Consider the following 16338-nt stretch of genomic DNA (forward strand, 5'->3'; position numbering starts at 1 on the left):
GGCGCTCATTCTAGTCACTCATGGCAACAGGCAAATGAGGGGCAAGACGATGAGTGGCTTGAGCGACGTGCGGCTGGCGTTACACAGTCAGGAACTGGAAGCAGGGCAGGAACGTGGGCTGGCCGGGCTGGCGCCTGGCAATCCGAGCCGTTGGGAACTGTTCTGGCGCCGGCGCCACACGCGCAAGGCCTTGCTGGAGTTGAGCCGGGAGCAACTGCGCGACATCGGCCTGAGTGCCGAGCAGGCGCGCCAGGAAGGCTTGAAGCCGTTCTGGCGCGGCTGAGTCAGAGCAGTTCTTTCAAGCGGTGCCAGAGCATGCCCAGGGCCAGCAGCGGTGAGCGCAAGTGCTTGCCGCCAGGGAAGGTGATGTGTGGCACCTGGGCAAACAGATCGAAGCGCCCACTGTGCTGGCCGCTGATGGCTTCGGCCAACAGTTTGCCGGCCAGGTGGGTGGCGTTCAGGCCATGGCCGGCGTAGGCCTGGGCAAAGTACACATTGGGCTGGTCGGCCAGCCGGCCAATCTGCGGCAGGCGGTTGGCGCCGATGCCGATCATGCCGCCCCATTGATAGTCGATCTTCGCCTCGGCCAATTGCGGGAAGACCTTGAGCATCTTCGGCCGCATATAGGCGCCGATGTCCTGGGGATCGCGTCCGGAGTAGTGGCAAGCACCGCCGAACAGCAGGCGCCGGTCGGCCGACAAGCGGAAGTAGTCCACCGTGACCCGCTGATCACACACCGCCATGTTTTGCGGCAGTAACTCGGCGGCCTGGGTTGGGCTCAAGGGTTCGGTGGCAATGATGTAGCTGCTAGCGGGCAGCACCTTGCCGCTCAGGTGCGGGTTGAGGCCATTGAGATAGGCATTGCAGCCTAGCACCAGGGTCTTGGCGCGCACGCTGCCCTGGGCGGTGTGGACTTTGACTTCCGGGCCGTAGTCGATGCGCAGGGCTTCGGACTGCTCGAACAGCCTGACCCCCAGTTGCTGCGCGGCGGCGGCTTCACCGAGGGCCAGGTTCAGCGGGTGCAGGTGGCCGGAGCCCATGTCGATCATGCCGCCCACGTAACGGTCGGAGCCGATCACGCTGCGCATCTCCCCGGCTTGCAGCAGGCGCAGTTCATGGCGATAACCAAGCCCGTGCAGTTCTTCGGCGTCGGCGGCCAGGCCTTGCAGGTCGCGGGGCTTGTTGGCCAGGTCGCAATAGCCCCAGGCCAGGTCGCAATCGATCTGGAAGCGCTCGACCCGCTGGCGCACGATTTCCACGGCTTCCAGGCCCATCAGCTTCATCTGCCGCACACCTTCGGTGCCGACTACATTGGCAAACTGATCCAGGCCGTGACCGACGCCACGAATCAACTGCCCGCCGTTGCGCCCGCTGGCGCCCCAGGCGATCTTGCGCGCCTCCAGCAGCACCACGCTAAAGCCGCGCTCGGCCAGCTCCAGCGCGGTGTTCAGCCCGGAAAACCCGCCGCCCACCACGCACACATCGGCGACGACTTCGCCTGCCAGCACCGGATAATCGGGCTGCGGCAGGCTGCTGGCGGCGTAGTAGGAAGCGGTGTGCCGGGCGCTGGCGGTCATGGGGAGCATCCGTGTTTGGAAAATTTGACGCAGGATACAGCGGTCGGGTGAAGCTGTCTCACTCGGGGCTTTTAGGGCAAAATCCACGCCTATTCGCCGTTCGGTATGGGTTTCGATGAGTTGCAACAGCCAGAAAGTCAACGCGCTGCGCCGGCAGATTCCCTCGTTCGAGTGTGTGCCGGGTTGCCATGATTGCTGTGGGCCGGTGACTACATCCACCGAGGAAATGTCGCGCCTGCCGCGCAAGACGGCGGCCGAGCAGGAAGCGGCCATGGATGAGCTCAATTGCGTACACCTGGGCCCCGACGGCTGCACGGTGTACGACGAACGCCCGCTGATCTGCCGGCTGTTTGGTACTACCCCCAGCCTGCCATGCCCCAACAACCGTGGCCCGGTGGAGTTGATTCACCCGCGGGTGGAGAAGCAGATCCACGAGTACATGGCGACGACGCGGCAGGTGCTGGTCTGACTGCTCCCCTTGTAGGAGCCGGCTTGCCGGCGATGGCGTCATTCAATTGAATGCATGACTCCAGGGCTTCATCGCCGGCAAGCCGGCTCCTACACGGTAGGGGCGTCAATCCGGGATCGGCAGGTTCAGGCTCTCCTTCACCTCTTCCATCACGATATAGCTCTTGGATTCGCGCACATGGGGCAGCTTGAGCAGGATGTCGCCCAGCAGTTTGCGGTACGAAGCCATCTCGGAGATCCGCGCCTTCACCAGATAGTCGAAATCCCCTGAGACCAGGTGGCACTCCAGCACATGGGGCAGTTTCAGCACGGCACGTCGGAATTCTTCGAAGGTATCGCCGGATTTGTAGTCGAGGCTGATCTCGACAAACACCAGCAGGCTACCCTTCAAGTGCTGCGGATTGAGGCGGGCGTTGTAGCCCATGATGATCCCCTCGCGCTCCAGGCGCCGGACCCGTTCGGTGCAAGGCGTGGTCGACAGCCCGACCTTCTCCCCCAGCTCGGTAAACGAAATCCGCCCGTCGGCCTGCAGGATGCGCAGGATGTTGCGGTCGATCTTGTCCAGCTCCCGCTTGGTCTGGGTATTGGTCCGCATAGGGGATGCTCCTCCGTGAAAAGGGTTTTTGCCGAGAATTGTCGCCAAATATAGGCACTTATATAGTGAAATGCACTGGCCATTGCTTTTTATACTGCCCACATCTTTGTGCTGAACAACAAACGTCAGCGGTCAAGCCGTGATGAGGATATAAAAATGCGCGTTTTGGTCTTGGGTAGCGGTGTCATTGGTGTGGCCAGTGCCTACTATTTGGCGCGTGCCGGTTTTGAGGTGGTCGTGGTCGACCGTCAGCCGGCCGTTGCAATGGAGACCAGCTTCGCCAACGCCGGCCAGGTCTCGCCCGGTTATGCGTCGCCATGGGCCGCGCCGGGCGTGCCGCTCAAGGCCATCAAGTGGTTGCTGCAGCGCCATGCGCCGCTGGCGATCAAGGCCACCGCCGATATCGACCAATACCTGTGGATGGCGCAGATGCTGCGCAACTGCACGGCCAACCGTTATGCGGTGAACAAAGAGCGCATGGTGCGCCTGTCCGAGTACAGCCGCGACTGCCTCGACGAACTGCGCGCCGAAACCGGTATCGCCTACGAAGGCCGTAGCCTGGGTACTACGCAATTGTTCCGCACCCAGGCGCAACTCGATGGCGCGGCCAAGGATATCGCCGTGCTGAAAGAGTCCGGGGTTCCGTTCGAGCTGCTTGACCGCGCCGGCATTGCCCGCGTCGAGCCGGCCCTGGCCAGCGTCACGGATATCCTGGCCGGTGCCCTGCGCCTGCCCAATGACCAGACCGGCGACTGCCAGATGTTCACCACCCGCCTGGCCGATATGTGCAAGCAGTTGGGTGTGGAGTTCCGCTTTGAACAGGACATTCAGCGCCTGGACCACGCCGGCGACCGCATCAACGGTGTGTGGATCGACGGCAAGCTGGAAACCGCCGACCGCTACGTGCTGGCCCTGGGCAGTTACTCGCCGCAGTTGCTCAAGCCGCTGGGGATCAAGGCGCCGGTGTATCCGCTCAAGGGTTACTCCCTGACCGTGCCGATCACCAACCCGGCGATGGCCCCGACCTCGACCATTCTCGACGAGACCTACAAAGTCGCGATCACCCGTTTCGACAACCGCATCCGGGTCGGTGGCATGGCTGAAATAGCCGGTTTTGACCTGTCGCTGAACCCGCGCCGGCGCGAAACCCTGGAGATGATCGTCAACGACCTTTATCCTCAGGGCGGTGATTTGAGCGAAGCCACCTTCTGGACCGGCCTGCGTCCGACTACCCCGGACGGTACGCCGATCGTCGGCGCCACGCCCTTCAAGAACCTGTTCTTGAATACCGGCCACGGCACCCTCGGCTGGACCATGGCCTGTGGCTCTGGTCGCCTGCTGGCGGACCTGATGGCCAAGAAAACCCCGCAGATCAGTGCCGCAGGCCTTGATATTTCCCGTTACGGCAACCCTCAGGAGTCCACAAAACATGTCAATCCAGCGCCAGCTCACCAATGAGCGCATGAGCCAGATCGTTGTCCACAGCGGTACCGTGTATCTGGCAGGACAAGTCGGCGACGACATGAGTGCCGGGATTGAACAGCAGACCCGAGAAACCCTGGCCAATATCGAGCGATTGCTGGATCTGGCCGGTACCGACAAAACCAAGTTGCTGTCGGTGACGATCTATCTCAAAGACATCGACGCCGACTTTGCCGGCATGAACGCGGTTTGGGACAAGTGGCTGCCAAAAGGCGTGGCCCCGGCCCGTGCCACGGTCGAGTCGAAGCTGTGTGAGCCAGAAATCCTGGTGGAGCTGTCTGTCGTGGCTGCTCTGCCATAAACGATCCCTCTTCCGGTGCCGGCGCTATTGGCCGGTACCGGTTTTTTCTTCCCACCGCCGCCTAGAAGCCTGCCGCCATGCGTCCTGCCCGTGCCCTGATCGACCTACAAGCCCTGCGCCATAACTACCAATTGGCCCGCGAACTGACCGGGGCCAAGGCCCTCGCCGTGATCAAGGCCGATGCCTATGGCCATGGTGCCGTGCGTGTGGCCCTGGCCCTGGAAGACCAGGCCGACGGTTTTGCCGTGGCCTGCATCGAGGAAGCGCTGGAGCTGCGCGCCGCTGCAATTGGTGGGCCGGTGTTGTTGCTCGAAGGATTCTTCGAGGCCGACGAGCTGCCGCTGATCATCGAGCATGACTTGTGGTGCGTGGTGCATTCGCTGTGGCAACTGGAGGCAATTGAACAGGCGCGCCTGAGCAAGCCGCTGACGGTGTGGTTGAAGCTGGATTCGGGCATGCACCGGGTTGGGCTGCATCCCAAGGACTATCACGATGCGTACCAGCGCCTGCTGGCCAGCGGCAAAGTCGCAAAGATTGTGCTGATGAGCCACTTCGCCCGTGCCGATGAGCTGGACTGCGCCAGCAGCGATGAGCAGGTCGCGGTGTTCGAGGCGGCGCGCCAGGGCCTGGCGGCCCAGGTCAGCCTGCGCAATTCGCCGTCGGTGATGGGCTGGCCGAGCGTTTCCAGTGATTGGGTACGACCGGGCATCATGCTTTACGGTGCGACGCCCTTTGGCGAAGACCAGGCAGTTGCCGCGCGTTTGCAGCCGGTGATGACCCTGGAGTCGAAAGTCATCTGCGTACGCGAGCTGCCTGCGGGCGAGCCAGTGGGTTATGGCGCGCGCTTCGTGACGCCCAAGCCGATGCGTATCGGCGTGGTTGCCATGGGCTATGCCGACGGTTATCCACGGCACGCGCCGACCGGCACGCCGGTGCTGGTCGCCGGCCAGCGCAGCCAGCTGCTGGGGCGGGTGTCGATGGACATGCTGTGCATCGACCTGACCGACATGCCCCAGGCCGGCCTGGGCTCGACCGTGGAGTTGTGGGGCAAAAACATCCTCGCCAGCGATGTGGCGAGCGCCGCCGATACCATTCCCTACCAGATTTTTTGCAACCTGCGCCGCGTGCCACGGCTCTATTCCGGCACATAGCCGCAGGCCGCCGATCACGTCCACCAGGATTCAGACCAAAGTGTTGTAAATACTGAACGCTGTCGCCATGATAACGCTCAATTACAACAAAGCCTGAATCCTAGGAGGCTCCTGCATTGGACGTCGGCGAACGACTGCAATCCATCCGTAAACTGAAAGGTCTTTCCCAGCGTGAACTCGCCAAGCGTGCGGGCGTCACCAACAGCACCATTTCGATGATCGAGAAAAACAGTGTCAGCCCCTCCATCAGCTCCTTGCGCAAGGTGCTGGGCGGCATTCCCATGTCCATGGTCGAGTTCTTTTCCGAGGAGATCCTCCAGGAAAAACCGACGCAGATCGTCTATAAAGCCAATGAGCTGATCGACATCTCCGATGGCGCGGTCACGATGAAACTGGTGGGCCGGGCGCATCCCAGCCGGGCGATTGCGTTTCTCAACGAAATCTACCCGCCAGGCGCCGATACCGGCGAGGAAATGCTGACCCATGACGGTGAGGAAACCGGGATCTTGTTGGAAGGTCGTCTGGAGTTGGTCGTGGGCGTCGAAACTTTTGTGCTCGAAGCCGGCGATAGCTACTACTTTGAAAGCACCAAGCCGCACCGTTTTCGTAATCCGTTCGATGTGCCGGCGCGACTAATCAGCGCAGCCACGCCCGCGAACTTTTAACAGAAGAGGCGCCCTGCCTACCTTGCAGAGGTGCCCATCGTTGTATTTCGCCCTACTGAATCTCCCCTTGGATAATAGGGTTGTTTCAGTGAGGCGGCCTAACCGTTATACTTTCGCCGCCTGCGAAACCGTGGCCGCAGGCGTGAATAGCCACCATGAGGGTGAACGCGTGAACCTAATTATGAAAATGCTGGCCGTACCAGCAACCGTACTGGCCCTTTGGGCTGCCAGCGCTCAAGCTGCGACCAATGATGATATTGCCAAGCGCCTGGCGCCTGTCGGACAGGTGTGTGTCCAGGGGCAAGAGTGCAAGGGGATGGAAGTCGCTGTGACAGCAGGCGGCGGCGGTGCGAAAACGCCGGACGAAGTCATTGCCAAACACTGTAATGCTTGCCACGGCACGGGCCTGTTGGGTGCACCGAAAATCGGTGACACCGCAGCCTGGAAAGAACGCGCCGACCACCAGGGCGGCCTCGACGGCATCCTGGCCAAAGCCATCACCGGCATCAATGCCATGCCGCCTAAAGGCACCTGCTCCGATTGCTCGGATGACGACCTCAAGGCTGCGATCGAGAAGATGTCTGGTTTGAAATAAACCGATCTTCGCCAAAAAGCCGCTGACCAGCGGCTTTTTTGTGGGCGCAATTTGGCGGCCAAGGCTGTTCATTGCAGCAAAGACCCGGCAAGCTCGGTCCAACCCCTAATCACGGAATGTTCAGGAGGGTCGGATGGTGCAGTTGTGTTCAATCGAACAAGCGGTCGATGACGTACTGGAGCGCTTGCCTGCGCATATCCACATGGGTATGCCGTTGGGCCTGGGCAAGCCGAATCTGTTTGCCAACGCCTTGTACCGGCGCATTGCCAAGCTGCCCGAGCGGGCGCTGACCATCTACACGGCCCTCAGCCTGGGCCGCCCACCGTTGGGCGATGGCTTGCAGAAGCGTTTCCTGGAGCCGTTTATCGAGCGGGTGTTTGGCGATTATCCCGAGCTGGACTTCCTCGCCGCCCTGCGCAAGGACAGCCTGCCGGCCAATATCCACGTGCAGCAGTTCTTTATGCAGCCCGGCAGCCTGCTGCATAGCGCCTCGGCCCAACAGGACTATGTCAGCAGCAACTACAGCCATGCCGCCCGCGATATCAACGCCGCCGGCCTGAACCTGGTCGCGCAGTTGGTGGCCAGCAGCAGCGAACACCCGGATCGCCTGAGCCTGAGCTGCAACCCCGATATCACCCTCGACCTGTTGCCGATGATCGCCAAGCGCCGTGCGGCCGGGGAGACCATCCTGGTGGTCGGCCAGGTGCATGAAGATTTGCCCTACATGCCCGGTGATGCCGAGCTGGGCATGGATCAGTTCGACTTCCTGATCGACGAAAAAGACCGCACCACGCTGTTCTCCACGCCGAACATGCCCGTGGGTTTGCAGGACCACTTCATCGGTTTGCACGCCAGTACCCTGGTGCGCGACGGCGGTACGTTGCAGATCGGCATCGGTTCGATGGGCGACGCCCTGACCGCTGCGCTGCTGGCGCGCCAGGCCGATAACGAAGGCTACCGGCAGTTGCTCACAGACCTTGATGTGTACCAGTGGGCACCGCTGATCAGCCGTGAGGGCGGGGTCGAGCCGTTTGCCCGGGGCCTTTACGGCTGCAGCGAAATGTTCGTCAACGGCCTGCTGGTGCTGGCCGACGCCGGGATTGTGCGGCGCAGGGTGTACCCGGATGTGGCGACTCAGCAGCAGGCTAACGCTGGCCTGCTGGACGATGCGGCGCAGCAGGATGGCGTTTCGATCCACGGTGGTTTCTTCCTCGGGCCACGCAGTTTTTACCAGCGCTTGCAGGAAATGACTCACGCCAAGCGCCTTGAATTCAACATGACCCGCATCAGCTACATCAACGAGCTGTACGGGCAGGAAGAGCTCAAGCGCTTGCAGCGCCTGGATGCGCGGTTTATCAACAGCGCGATCATGGTCACGTTGCTGGGCGCCGGTGTTGCCGACCAACTGGAAGACGGTCGCGTGCTCAGCGGGGTGGGCGGGCAATACAACTTTGTCGCCCAGGGCCATGCGCTGGAGGGCGCGCGCTCGATCCTGATCCTGCGCAGCTGGCGCGAGTCGGGTGGCGATGTCAGCTCCAATATTGTCTGGGAGTACGGCCACTGCACGATTCCCCGGCACCTGCGCGACATTGTGATCACCGAATACGGCATCGCCGACCTGCGCGGCCAGACCGACGCCAAGGTGATCGAGGCGCTGCTCAATATCACCGACTCGCGATTCCAGGCCGACCTGATCGAGCAGGCGCAAAAAGCCGGCAAGTTGCCCAAGGACTTCCAGCTCGACCCGCGCTTTGCCGACAACACGCTCGCGCGCTTGGAGGCCGTGCAGGCGCGGCATCCAAGGCTGTTCCCGGAGTACCCGCTGGGCAGTGACTTCACCGATGAAGAGCGCGATTTGTTGCGCGCGTTGAACTGGCTCAAGAGCAAATTCAAGCTGACGGAGATTCTGGAACTGGGTAAGGCGGCGCTGGATGCACCGGAGCCTGAGGCGTTTGCCGAGCACCTGCTGCGCATGCGCCTGGAAACGCCGGAGGGGTTTAAAGAGGATTTGTATCAGCGTCTATTGCTTGCTGGCCTACAGGCCACCGCACGCTGACAGGTAACACAAGGCAAATGTGGGAACTGGCTTGCCTGCGACGAGGGCCTGACAGTCGACATCTCTGTCGCCTGACACTGCGCTATCGCAGGCAAGCCAGCTCCCACATTTTTAACTGTGCTCGCTCACCTTCAGTCGATGAAGGTCACGACACCGCCAGCCAGGGACTTGACCCGCGCCAGCGACTCAACCCGGTAACCCTGGGCATCCAGCTCGGCACGCCCGCCCTGGAACGACTTCTCGATCACGATCCCCAGGCCTGCCACGGTGGCGCCAGCCTGCTTGATGATCGAAATCAGTGCCTGGGACGCCTTGCCGTTGGCCAGGAAGTCATCGATCACCAGCACGCGGTCGCTGCTGGTCAGGTGGCGCGGGGAAATCGCCACAGTGCTTTCGACTTTCTTGGTGAAGGAATACACCGTCGCCGACAGCAGGTTTTCCGTCAGGGTCAGGGACTGCTGCTTACGGGCGAAGATCACCGGCACGCCCAGGTTCAGGCCGGTCATGATCGCCGGCGCGATGCCAGAGGCTTCGATGGTGACGATCTTGGTGATCCCCGAATCCTTGAACAGCGCGGCGAATTCGTCGCCGATCAGCTTCATCAGCGCCGGGTCGATCTGATGGTTCAGAAAGGCGTCGACCTTGAGTACCTGGTCGGAAAGCACGATGCCTTCTTCGCGAATTTTCTTGTGCAGTGCTTCCACAAAAGCTTCCTCTGGTGGCGCAAGGGGCGCCGAAAGTAGATTAAAAAGTAGTCGATTCTAGCGCTTTAGCATCGCGCGTATATCCGCCAGGGCGGTGTTGCCGCGTACCGCCTTGACTTCAGTTGGGGTGTCGTCGTTGCCTTCCCAGGCCAGGTCGTCCGGTGGCAGCTCATCGAGGAACCGGCTCGGGGCGCAGTCGATGATCTCGCCGTACTGCTTGCGCTTGGCCGCAAAGGTGAAGGCCAGGGTCTGACGCGCGCGGGTAATACCCACGTAGGCCAGGCGCCGTTCTTCTTCGATGGTGTCGGCTTCGATGCTGGAACGGTGTGGGAGGATTTCCTCTTCCATGCCCATGATGAACACGTAGGGGAATTCCAGGCCCTTGGACGCATGCAAGGTCATCATCTGCACACCTTCGGCGCCATCCTCTTCTTCCTGCTGGCGCTCGAGCATGTCGCGCAGCACTAGCTTGCCGATGGCGTCCTCGACGGTCATTTCGCCGTCTTCGTCTTTTTCCAGGGTGTTCTTCAACGCCTCGATCAGGAACCAGACGTTGCCCATGCGGTAGTCCGCCGCCTTGTCGCTGGAACTGTTGGTGCGCAGCCAGTTTTCATAGTCGATATCCATGACCATGCTGCGCAGGGCGCTGATCGGGTCTTCGCCGGCGCATTGCTCGCGCACCTTGTCCATAAAGCGCTTGAAGCGCGACAGGCGATCGGTGAAGCGCGTGTCCAGGTGCTCGCCCAGGCCGATTTCATCGGTGGCGGCGTACATCGAGATCTTGCGTTCGGTGGCGTAGTTGCCGAGCTTTTCCAGGGTGGTGGAGCCGATTTCCCGGCGTGGCACGTTGATCACGCGCAGGAAGGCGTTGTCGTCGTCCGGGTTCACGATCAGCCGGAAGTAGGCCATCAGATCCTTTACTTCCTGGCGTCCGAAAAAGCTGTTGCCGCCTGACAATCGATAAGGAATCTGGTGGTGCTGCAACTTCAGCTCGATCAGCTTGGCCTGGTAGTTGCCGCGATACAGGATGGCGAAGTCGCTGTAGGGGCGGTCGGTGCGCAGGTGCAAGGTCAGCAGTTCGACGGCCACGCGCTCGGCTTCGGCGTCTTCGTTGCGGCAGCGGATCACGCGTATCTCGTCGCCGTGGCCCATCTCGCTCCACAGTTGTTTTTCAAACTCGTGGGGGTTGTTGGAGATCAGCACGTTGGCGCAACGCAGGATGCGACTGGTGGAGCGGTAGTTCTGCTCCAGCATCACCACTTTCAGGGACGGGTAGTCGTCCTTGAGCAGCATCAGGTTTTCCGGGCGGGCTCCGCGCCAGGCGTAGATCGACTGGTCATCGTCGCCGACCACGGTGAACTGGTTGCGCGTGCCGATCAGCAGCTTCACCAGCAGGTACTGGCTGGCGTTGGTGTCCTGGTATTCGTCCACCAGCAGGTAGCGCACCTTGTTCTGCCACTTTTCCAGGATGTCCTTGTGTTCCTGGAACAGTTTCACCGGCAGCAGGATCAGGTCGTCGAAGTCCACCGCGTTGAACGCCTTGAGCGTGCGCTGGTAGTGGGTATAGACAATGGCGGCGGTCTGTTCCTTGGGGTTGCGCGCGTTTTCCAGGGCTTCGGCGGGCAGGATCAGGTCGTTTTTCCACGAGCCGATCATGTTCTTGATCTCGTCTACGCCGTCGTCGCCGGCATATTCCTTCTGCATGATGTCGGTCATCAGGGACTTGACGTCGGTCTCGTCGAAGATCGAGAAGCCCGGCTTGTAGCCCAGCCGCACATGCTCCTTGCGGATGATGTTCAGCCCCAGGTTGTGGAAGGTACACACGGTGAGGCCACGGCCTTCGCCACCCTTGAGCAGGGTGCCGACGCGCTCTTTCATTTCCCGCGCCGCCTTGTTGGTAAAGGTCATGGCGACGATGTACTGGGCACGGATGCCACAGTTCTGGATCAAGTGCGCGATCTTGCGGGTGATCACGCTGGTCTTGCCGGAGCCAGCACCGGCGAGCACCAATAGAGGGCCGCCGACGTAGTTCACGGCTTCTTGCTGCCGGGGATTGAGTCGGGACATACAGGGTTTTGGGAGTCTTTGAGCGAAAAGGGCGGGCATTTTAACAGGCTGGCAAGATTCTGCCGCCTCTGAACGACAGTGTGACGTACCACTCGATCTAAATTTGCCGGTTTTGTTACTTTGCCGCAGGATGTGCGGGGTTTTTGGGTCTATTGTTCGATCTAGAGCCGCACAGCACGTATTTGATAACCAATATCATTGGTCATTATCAGGCTGCACGTCATAATGCCCGCCGCCAACGAAATTTTGCAAAGTCTAGGGAGCTAGCTTGTCTACGCCTGTCGAACCCTTGCGTTTGCTGCTACTGGCCGATGAGCCTGCGTGGGCAGCGTTGTTGCGCGAGTGCCTGACGCCGATGGGCGATGGGGCTGTGCTGATCAGTGCGCCAAACTGGGAGTCGGTGAGCAGCCTGTTCGACGACGACCGCACGGCTGTATTGCTGACCACCCCCAGCCTGCAACCCGGCCCTGGCCGCTGTAGCCTGCCCACCGTGTTGCTGCTGGAGCAGGAACCGCTGGTTGCGCCATTGGGCGCCAGCGACTGGTTGATCCGTGGTGCGTTTGACGTGGATACGCTGCGCCGCTGCCTGCGCCACGTGCGCGAGCGCGGCGTGCTGGAAAATACCCTGCAACGCCTGGCCGAACAGGATCCGCTGACCGGCATCGCCAACCGTCAGGGCTTCCAGACCTTGCTGGCCGCGCGCCTTGCCGAAAACGACGGGCGTGGCCTGGCCCTCGGCCACCTGGACCTGGACAACTTCCGCCACGCCAACGATGCCCTCGGCCACCAGGCGGGCGACCGGCTGATCCTGCAAGTGGTCTCGCGGCTCAAGAGCCAACTGGAAGTCGGCGACCAACTGGCACGCCTTGGCAGTGACGAATTCGCCTTGCTGATCGACACCCGCCGTGCGCCGCAGCGCGCCGAGTGGATGGCCGAGCGCATCACCGAGGCCATGGCGGAACCTTATTGGGTCGATGGCGAGAGCCTGCTGATCGGTTGCAGCCTGGGTGTGGCCCATGCCCGCGCCAAGGCCGGCGCCGACCCGTTGATGTGGCACGCGCACATCGCCATGCAGCAGGCCAAGAGCACCCAGGGCTGCACCTTTCATATCTTCAATGAACGCATCAACCGCAACGCCCGCAGCCTCGCCGACCTGGAAAGCGAACTGCGCCGGGCGCTGCGCCGTGACGAATTGGAACTGCATTACCAGCCGCGTCTGGACCTGGACGATGGGCATATCGTCGGCCTCGAAGCCCTGGTGCGCTGGCGCCATGGTGAGCGCGGGTTGTTGCCGCCTAGCGAGTTCGTGCCGCTGGCCGAGCAGAGCGGCCTGATCGTGCCGTTGGGCTACTGGGTGATTTCCCGGGCCCTGCGCGATATGCAGGACCTGCGCGAACGCGGCCTGCCGCCGCTGCACATGGCGGTCAACCTGTCGTTCCGTCAGTTCCAGGACAGCCAGTTGCTGTCGACCTTGAGCCGCTTGATTGCCGAGCGCGGGGTGGAGGCGCAGTGGCTGGAGTTCGAGCTGACCGAAACCGCCGTGATGCGCCGCAGCGACCTGGTCAAGCAAACCATGGATGCCCTGGGCCGCCTGGGGGTGCGTTTCTCCCTGGATGACTTTGGCACTGGTTTCTCGTCCTTCGTACACCTCAACAGCCTGCCAATTGCCTTGCTCAAGATCGACAAGAGCTTTGTCGGCGGCATGGAAGAGCGCGAGGAAAACCGCAAGCTGGTGCATGCCATGATCAACCTGGCCCACAACCTCAACCTGGAAGTGGTGGCCGAAGGCGTGGAAACCCCCGAGCAACTGGCGTTGTTGCGCTTGTTTGGGTGCGACCAGGCCCAGGGTTACCTGATCAGCAAGCCGTTGCCGCTGGCGGAATTGGTGGAATACCTGACGTTTGGCAGCAGCCAGCAGGCGTTGTTGGGCGAGGTGATCTAGGCCGGTGCGGTCAAACCAATGATTGTAGGAGCTGGCTTGCCAGCGATAGCAGTCTGTCGGTCAACGATACTGTGACTGATACATCGCCATCGCTGGCAAGCCAGCTCCTACAGTGAACGCGTACCTTCTTCAGTTTGTCTGGGCAATCATCCGCCTCATCTTTCTTTCAAACGCCCACGTCAGGGTAATCGCCGCGCAGGCCAGCCCCAGCGCCAACCCCCACCACACCCCGGTCGGCCCCCAACCCAGGGTAAACGCCATCAGCCAGGCCGCCGGTGCGCCAATCAACCAGTAACAGCCCAGGCCGACGAGGAAGGTCGTCTTGGCATCCTTCAGCCCGCGGATGCAGCCCATGGCGATGGTCTGCACACCGTCGAACAACTCGAACCACGCCGCCACGGCCAACAGGCTCACCGCCAGGCTGATCACCTGGGCGAAGGCCGGGTCGTCATGGTCGAGGAACAGGCCGATCAGCGGGTCTGAAAACAGCCAGAACACCATGGCAAACCCCAGCATCACCGTCGCGCCGAAGGCGATACCCACACGCCCGGCGAGCCGTGCGCCGAGCAGGTGCCCGCCGCCGTAATGCAAGCCGATGCGCATGGTGACCGCATAGGACATGCCCGCCGGGACCATGAACGCCACCGAGACGATTTGCAGGGCAATCTGGTGGGCCGCCAACTGCGTACTGCCCATGGTGCCCATGCACAGCGCCGCGAAGGCGAACAAGCCGACTTCCACTGCATAGGTGCCGCCAATCGGCAGGCCCAGGCGCCACAGCTCGCGCAAGTAATGCAGGTTGGGCCGCAACAGGCCCTTGCCCAATGGGTAGGCGGCGTAGGCGCGGTTGTATTTGATGTACCACAACAGCGCCAGGGCCATGCAGTTGGCGACAATCGCCGTGACCAGGCCGATGCCCATCAGGCCCAGTTTGGGCAGGCCGAACATGCCTTCGATCAATGCATGGTTGAGCAGGTAGTTGATCACCGTGCCGCACAGGCTGATCACCATCACCGGGGTGGCTTTGCCGATGGCGCTGGTGAAGCCGCGCAGGGCCATGAATGTCAGGTAGCCGGGCAGGGCAAACGGCAGGATCATCAGGAACTGGCCGGCCGACTGCACGTTGGTCTCGGTCTGGCCGAACATCAGCAGCACCGGCTTGAGGTTCCACAGCAGCAGGCCCGCCACCAGGGCCATCAGCCAGGCCAGCCACAGGCCGGCCTGGGTCAGGCGGGTAGCGCCTTCGATATCACCGGCGCCCTGGCGAATGGCGACCAGGGTGCCCACGGCGGCAATCACGCCGATGCAAAAGATCGACACAAACGAATAGCTCGCCGCGCCGAGCCCACCGCCGGCCAGGGCTTCGGGGCTCAGGCGGGCCATCATCAGGGTGTCGGTCAGCACCATCAGCATGTGCGCCAGCTGTGAGGCAATCAACGGCCCTGACAGCCGCAGAATGGCCCAGAGTTCGGTACGCGCCGGATGCTGCATGATCATCACGCTCAATATTTGCACAAAGGGTAGAAGGGTTGATTCTCGGCGCTCTCAGCGCTTTTCACAAAGGGATAAATGCGATCATTGGCATGATTAAAACTCATGCAAGGATGATTCTGGTAGGGTTTGCGGTTCGTGCCGTCGGAGTTTTCCTCATGTCTCGTCGCCTTCCTCCGCTGTATGCCTTGCGTGCATTTGAAGCCGCCTCACGGCACAACTCCTTCACCCGTGCCGCCGAAGAACTGTCGATCACCCAAAGTGCAGTCAGCCGGCATATCCGCACCCTGGAGGAGCATTTCGCCTGTCGCCTGTTCCAGCGCAGCGGGCGCACCTTGCAGCTCACCGAATCGGCGCGCTTGCTGCTGCCGGGCGTGCGCGAGGGCTTCGCCGCCCTGGAGCGCGCCTGCCATACCTTGAATGCCGAAGATGACATCCTGCGCATGAAGGCCCCGTCGACCCTGACCATGCGCTGGTTGCTGGCACGCCTGAGTCGGTTCCGGCACTTGCAGCCGGGCAACGAAGTGCAGTTGACCAGTGCGTGGATGAGCATCGATGAGGTGGATTTCAACCAGGAGCCGTTCGACTGCGCGGTCCTACTGAGTGATGGGCACTTTCCCACAGATTGGGAGGCCAGTTACCTGTTCCCCGAACTGCTGATCCCGGTGGGCGCGCCGAACCTGCTCAACGATGGCCCCTGGGATGTGGAGCGCCTGGCCGGCGCTGAACTGCTGCACCCCACGCCGGACCGGCGTGATTGGCGCCGTTGGTTGCAACGCACCGGCCTGGCCTCTCGTGTCGCCATCAAGGGCGGGCAGGTGTTCGATACGCTGGAGTTGGGCATGATTGCCGCCGCTCGGGGCTATGGCGTGTCCATGGGGGATTTGCTGATGGTTGCCGAAGATGTGGCGCAGGGGCGCTTGAGCCTGCCCTGGCCTACTGCGGTGGCCAGCGGCGAAAGTTACTACCTGGTCTGGCCCAAGACCCGCCCCGGCGGCGAGCGCCTGCGCAGGCTCTCGGACTTCCTGCAAAGTGAGGTCCGGGCCATGACACTGCCGCCAGTGGAGCAGCTCGACTGAATCGATGCAGCGCGCGCAAACAATGCGTTTGAGTGATACCCCTGTAATTTGCTCAAGTATTGATCCGGGCCGCCGAAGTAGGTGTGTCGGAGCCGCCATTAGTTGCGGCTCAGCGTGCCCCCCAATCCAAGAAATTCGCCGATTAGCGCTATGAGATCAGGACGA

15 protein-coding genes are annotated in these 16338 nt (G+C 61.8%); 10 read left to right on the forward strand and 5 right to left on the reverse strand.

The features are described from left to right. Positions 1-49 precede the first annotated feature (49 nt). Positions 50-283, forward strand: coding sequence for a DUF1127 domain-containing protein (locus HBO12_RS10195; protein ID WP_169955403.1), 234 nt, complete (start codon positions 50-52; stop codon positions 281-283). A gap of 1 nt (position 284) precedes the next feature. Here HBO12_RS10195 and HBO12_RS10200 read toward each other — a convergent pair whose 3' ends face one another. Continuing rightward, positions 285-1577 (reverse strand): NAD(P)/FAD-dependent oxidoreductase, encoded by a 1293-nt coding sequence (locus HBO12_RS10200; protein WP_170042071.1) that lies wholly within the window; start codon positions 1575-1577, stop codon positions 285-287. Positions 1578-1692: 115 nt separating this feature from the next. Here HBO12_RS10200 and HBO12_RS10205 point away from each other — a divergent pair, with 115 nt between their 5' ends. After that, positions 1693-2046 carry a YkgJ family cysteine cluster protein gene (locus HBO12_RS10205; RefSeq protein WP_169955401.1) on the forward strand — a complete coding sequence of 118 codons (354 nt, stop codon included), beginning with the start codon at positions 1693-1695 and terminating at the stop codon, positions 2044-2046. Positions 2047-2151: 105 nt separating this feature from the next. Here HBO12_RS10205 and HBO12_RS10210 read toward each other — a convergent pair whose 3' ends face one another. Further along, positions 2152-2640 (reverse strand): Lrp/AsnC ligand binding domain-containing protein, encoded by a 489-nt coding sequence (locus tag HBO12_RS10210; RefSeq protein WP_003206849.1) that lies wholly within the window; start codon positions 2638-2640, stop codon positions 2152-2154. A gap of 156 nt (positions 2641-2796) precedes the next feature. On the opposite strand from HBO12_RS10210, the gene dadA reads away from it, so the two are divergent. From dadA to HBO12_RS10240, 6 genes are all read left to right on the forward strand, one after another. After that, positions 2797-4098 carry a D-amino acid dehydrogenase gene (gene dadA / locus HBO12_RS10215; RefSeq protein ID WP_029289774.1) on the forward strand — a complete coding sequence of 434 codons (1302 nt, stop codon included), beginning with the start codon at positions 2797-2799 and terminating at the stop codon, positions 4096-4098. Beyond that, a complete protein-coding gene (locus HBO12_RS10220; protein ID WP_032856829.1) occupies positions 4070-4423 on the forward strand; it encodes a RidA family protein in 354 nt (117 codons plus the stop codon). The genes dadA and HBO12_RS10220 overlap by 29 nt, the downstream gene beginning before the upstream one ends. A 77-nt stretch (positions 4424-4500) precedes the next feature. Then, positions 4501-5574 (forward strand): alanine racemase, encoded by a 1074-nt coding sequence (gene alr, locus HBO12_RS10225; RefSeq protein ID WP_170042072.1) that lies wholly within the window; start codon positions 4501-4503, stop codon positions 5572-5574. Between the two features lie 116 nt (positions 5575-5690). Continuing rightward, positions 5691-6239, forward strand: coding sequence for a cupin domain-containing protein (locus HBO12_RS10230; RefSeq protein WP_029289768.1), 549 nt, complete (start codon positions 5691-5693; stop codon positions 6237-6239). 181 nt (positions 6240-6420) lie between these two features. Continuing rightward, entirely contained in the window at positions 6421-6834 is a 414-nt protein-coding gene (locus tag HBO12_RS10235; protein WP_169955452.1) for a c-type cytochrome, read from the forward strand. Between the two features lie 133 nt (positions 6835-6967). After that, entirely contained in the window at positions 6968-8890 is a 1923-nt protein-coding gene (locus HBO12_RS10240) for an acetyl-CoA hydrolase/transferase family protein (protein ID WP_170042073.1), read from the forward strand. 131 nt (positions 8891-9021) lie between these two features. On the opposite strand, the gene HBO12_RS10245 is transcribed toward HBO12_RS10240, so the two are convergent. Together HBO12_RS10245 and rep are read right to left on the reverse strand one after the other, a co-directional pair. Then, positions 9022-9594, reverse strand: a complete 573-nt coding sequence (locus HBO12_RS10245; protein WP_029289761.1) for a xanthine phosphoribosyltransferase — start codon at positions 9592-9594, stop codon at positions 9022-9024. A 57-nt stretch (positions 9595-9651) separates the two neighbouring features. Further along, on the reverse strand, positions 9652-11661 hold the full coding sequence (rep, locus tag HBO12_RS10250; protein ID WP_169955398.1) for a DNA helicase Rep: 2010 nt from the start codon (positions 11659-11661) through the stop codon (positions 9652-9654). Between the two features lie 268 nt (positions 11662-11929). Between rep and HBO12_RS10255 the strand changes: the two genes are divergently transcribed. Then, positions 11930-13603: a putative bifunctional diguanylate cyclase/phosphodiesterase gene (locus HBO12_RS10255; RefSeq protein WP_170042074.1), complete on the forward strand. Its 1674-nt coding sequence runs from the start codon at positions 11930-11932 to the stop codon at positions 13601-13603. Positions 13604-13732: 129 nt separating this feature from the next. On the opposite strand, the gene HBO12_RS10260 is transcribed toward HBO12_RS10255, so the two are convergent. Then, positions 13733-15100, reverse strand: a complete 1368-nt coding sequence (locus tag HBO12_RS10260; RefSeq protein ID WP_169955396.1) for a NorM family multidrug efflux MATE transporter — start codon at positions 15098-15100, stop codon at positions 13733-13735. A 152-nt stretch (positions 15101-15252) separates the two neighbouring features. Here HBO12_RS10260 and HBO12_RS10265 point away from each other — a divergent pair, with 152 nt between their 5' ends. Next, complete coding sequence (locus tag HBO12_RS10265) at positions 15253-16173, forward strand: LysR substrate-binding domain-containing protein (RefSeq protein WP_170042075.1); 921 nt, start codon at positions 15253-15255, stop codon at positions 16171-16173. Positions 16174-16338 lie beyond the last annotated feature (165 nt).

The sequence above is a fragment of the Pseudomonas sp. WS 5059 genome (assembly GCF_012985525.1).
GTDB lineage: Bacteria > Pseudomonadota > Gammaproteobacteria > Pseudomonadales > Pseudomonadaceae > Aquipseudomonas.

What these genes read in the sequence shown, in the direction of transcription:
- rep (WP_169955398.1), bottom strand. Translation starts at nt 11,661, where the DNA reads ATGTCCCGACTCAATCCCCGGCAGCAAGAAGCCGTGAACTACGTCGGC.
- HBO12_RS10235 (WP_169955452.1), top strand. Translation starts at nt 6,421, where the DNA reads ATGAAAATGCTGGCCGTACCAGCAACCGTACTGGCCCTTTGGGCTGCC.
- HBO12_RS10195 (WP_169955403.1), top strand. Translation starts at nt 50, where the DNA reads ATGAGTGGCTTGAGCGACGTGCGGCTGGCGTTACACAGTCAGGAACTG.
- HBO12_RS10240 (WP_170042073.1), top strand. Translation starts at nt 6,968, where the DNA reads ATGGTGCAGTTGTGTTCAATCGAACAAGCGGTCGATGACGTACTGGAG.
- alr (WP_170042072.1), top strand. Translation starts at nt 4,501, where the DNA reads ATGCGTCCTGCCCGTGCCCTGATCGACCTACAAGCCCTGCGCCATAAC.
- HBO12_RS10210 (WP_003206849.1), bottom strand. Translation starts at nt 2,640, where the DNA reads ATGCGGACCAATACCCAGACCAAGCGGGAGCTGGACAAGATCGACCGC.
- HBO12_RS10220 (WP_032856829.1), top strand. Translation starts at nt 4,070, where the DNA reads ATGTCAATCCAGCGCCAGCTCACCAATGAGCGCATGAGCCAGATCGTT.
- HBO12_RS10200 (WP_170042071.1), bottom strand. Translation starts at nt 1,577, where the DNA reads ATGACCGCCAGCGCCCGGCACACCGCTTCCTACTACGCCGCCAGCAGC.
- dadA (WP_029289774.1), top strand. Translation starts at nt 2,797, where the DNA reads ATGCGCGTTTTGGTCTTGGGTAGCGGTGTCATTGGTGTGGCCAGTGCC.
- HBO12_RS10265 (WP_170042075.1), top strand. Translation starts at nt 15,253, where the DNA reads ATGTCTCGTCGCCTTCCTCCGCTGTATGCCTTGCGTGCATTTGAAGCC.
- HBO12_RS10260 (WP_169955396.1), bottom strand. Translation starts at nt 15,100, where the DNA reads ATGATCATGCAGCATCCGGCGCGTACCGAACTCTGGGCCATTCTGCGG.
- HBO12_RS10205 (WP_169955401.1), top strand. Translation starts at nt 1,693, where the DNA reads ATGAGTTGCAACAGCCAGAAAGTCAACGCGCTGCGCCGGCAGATTCCC.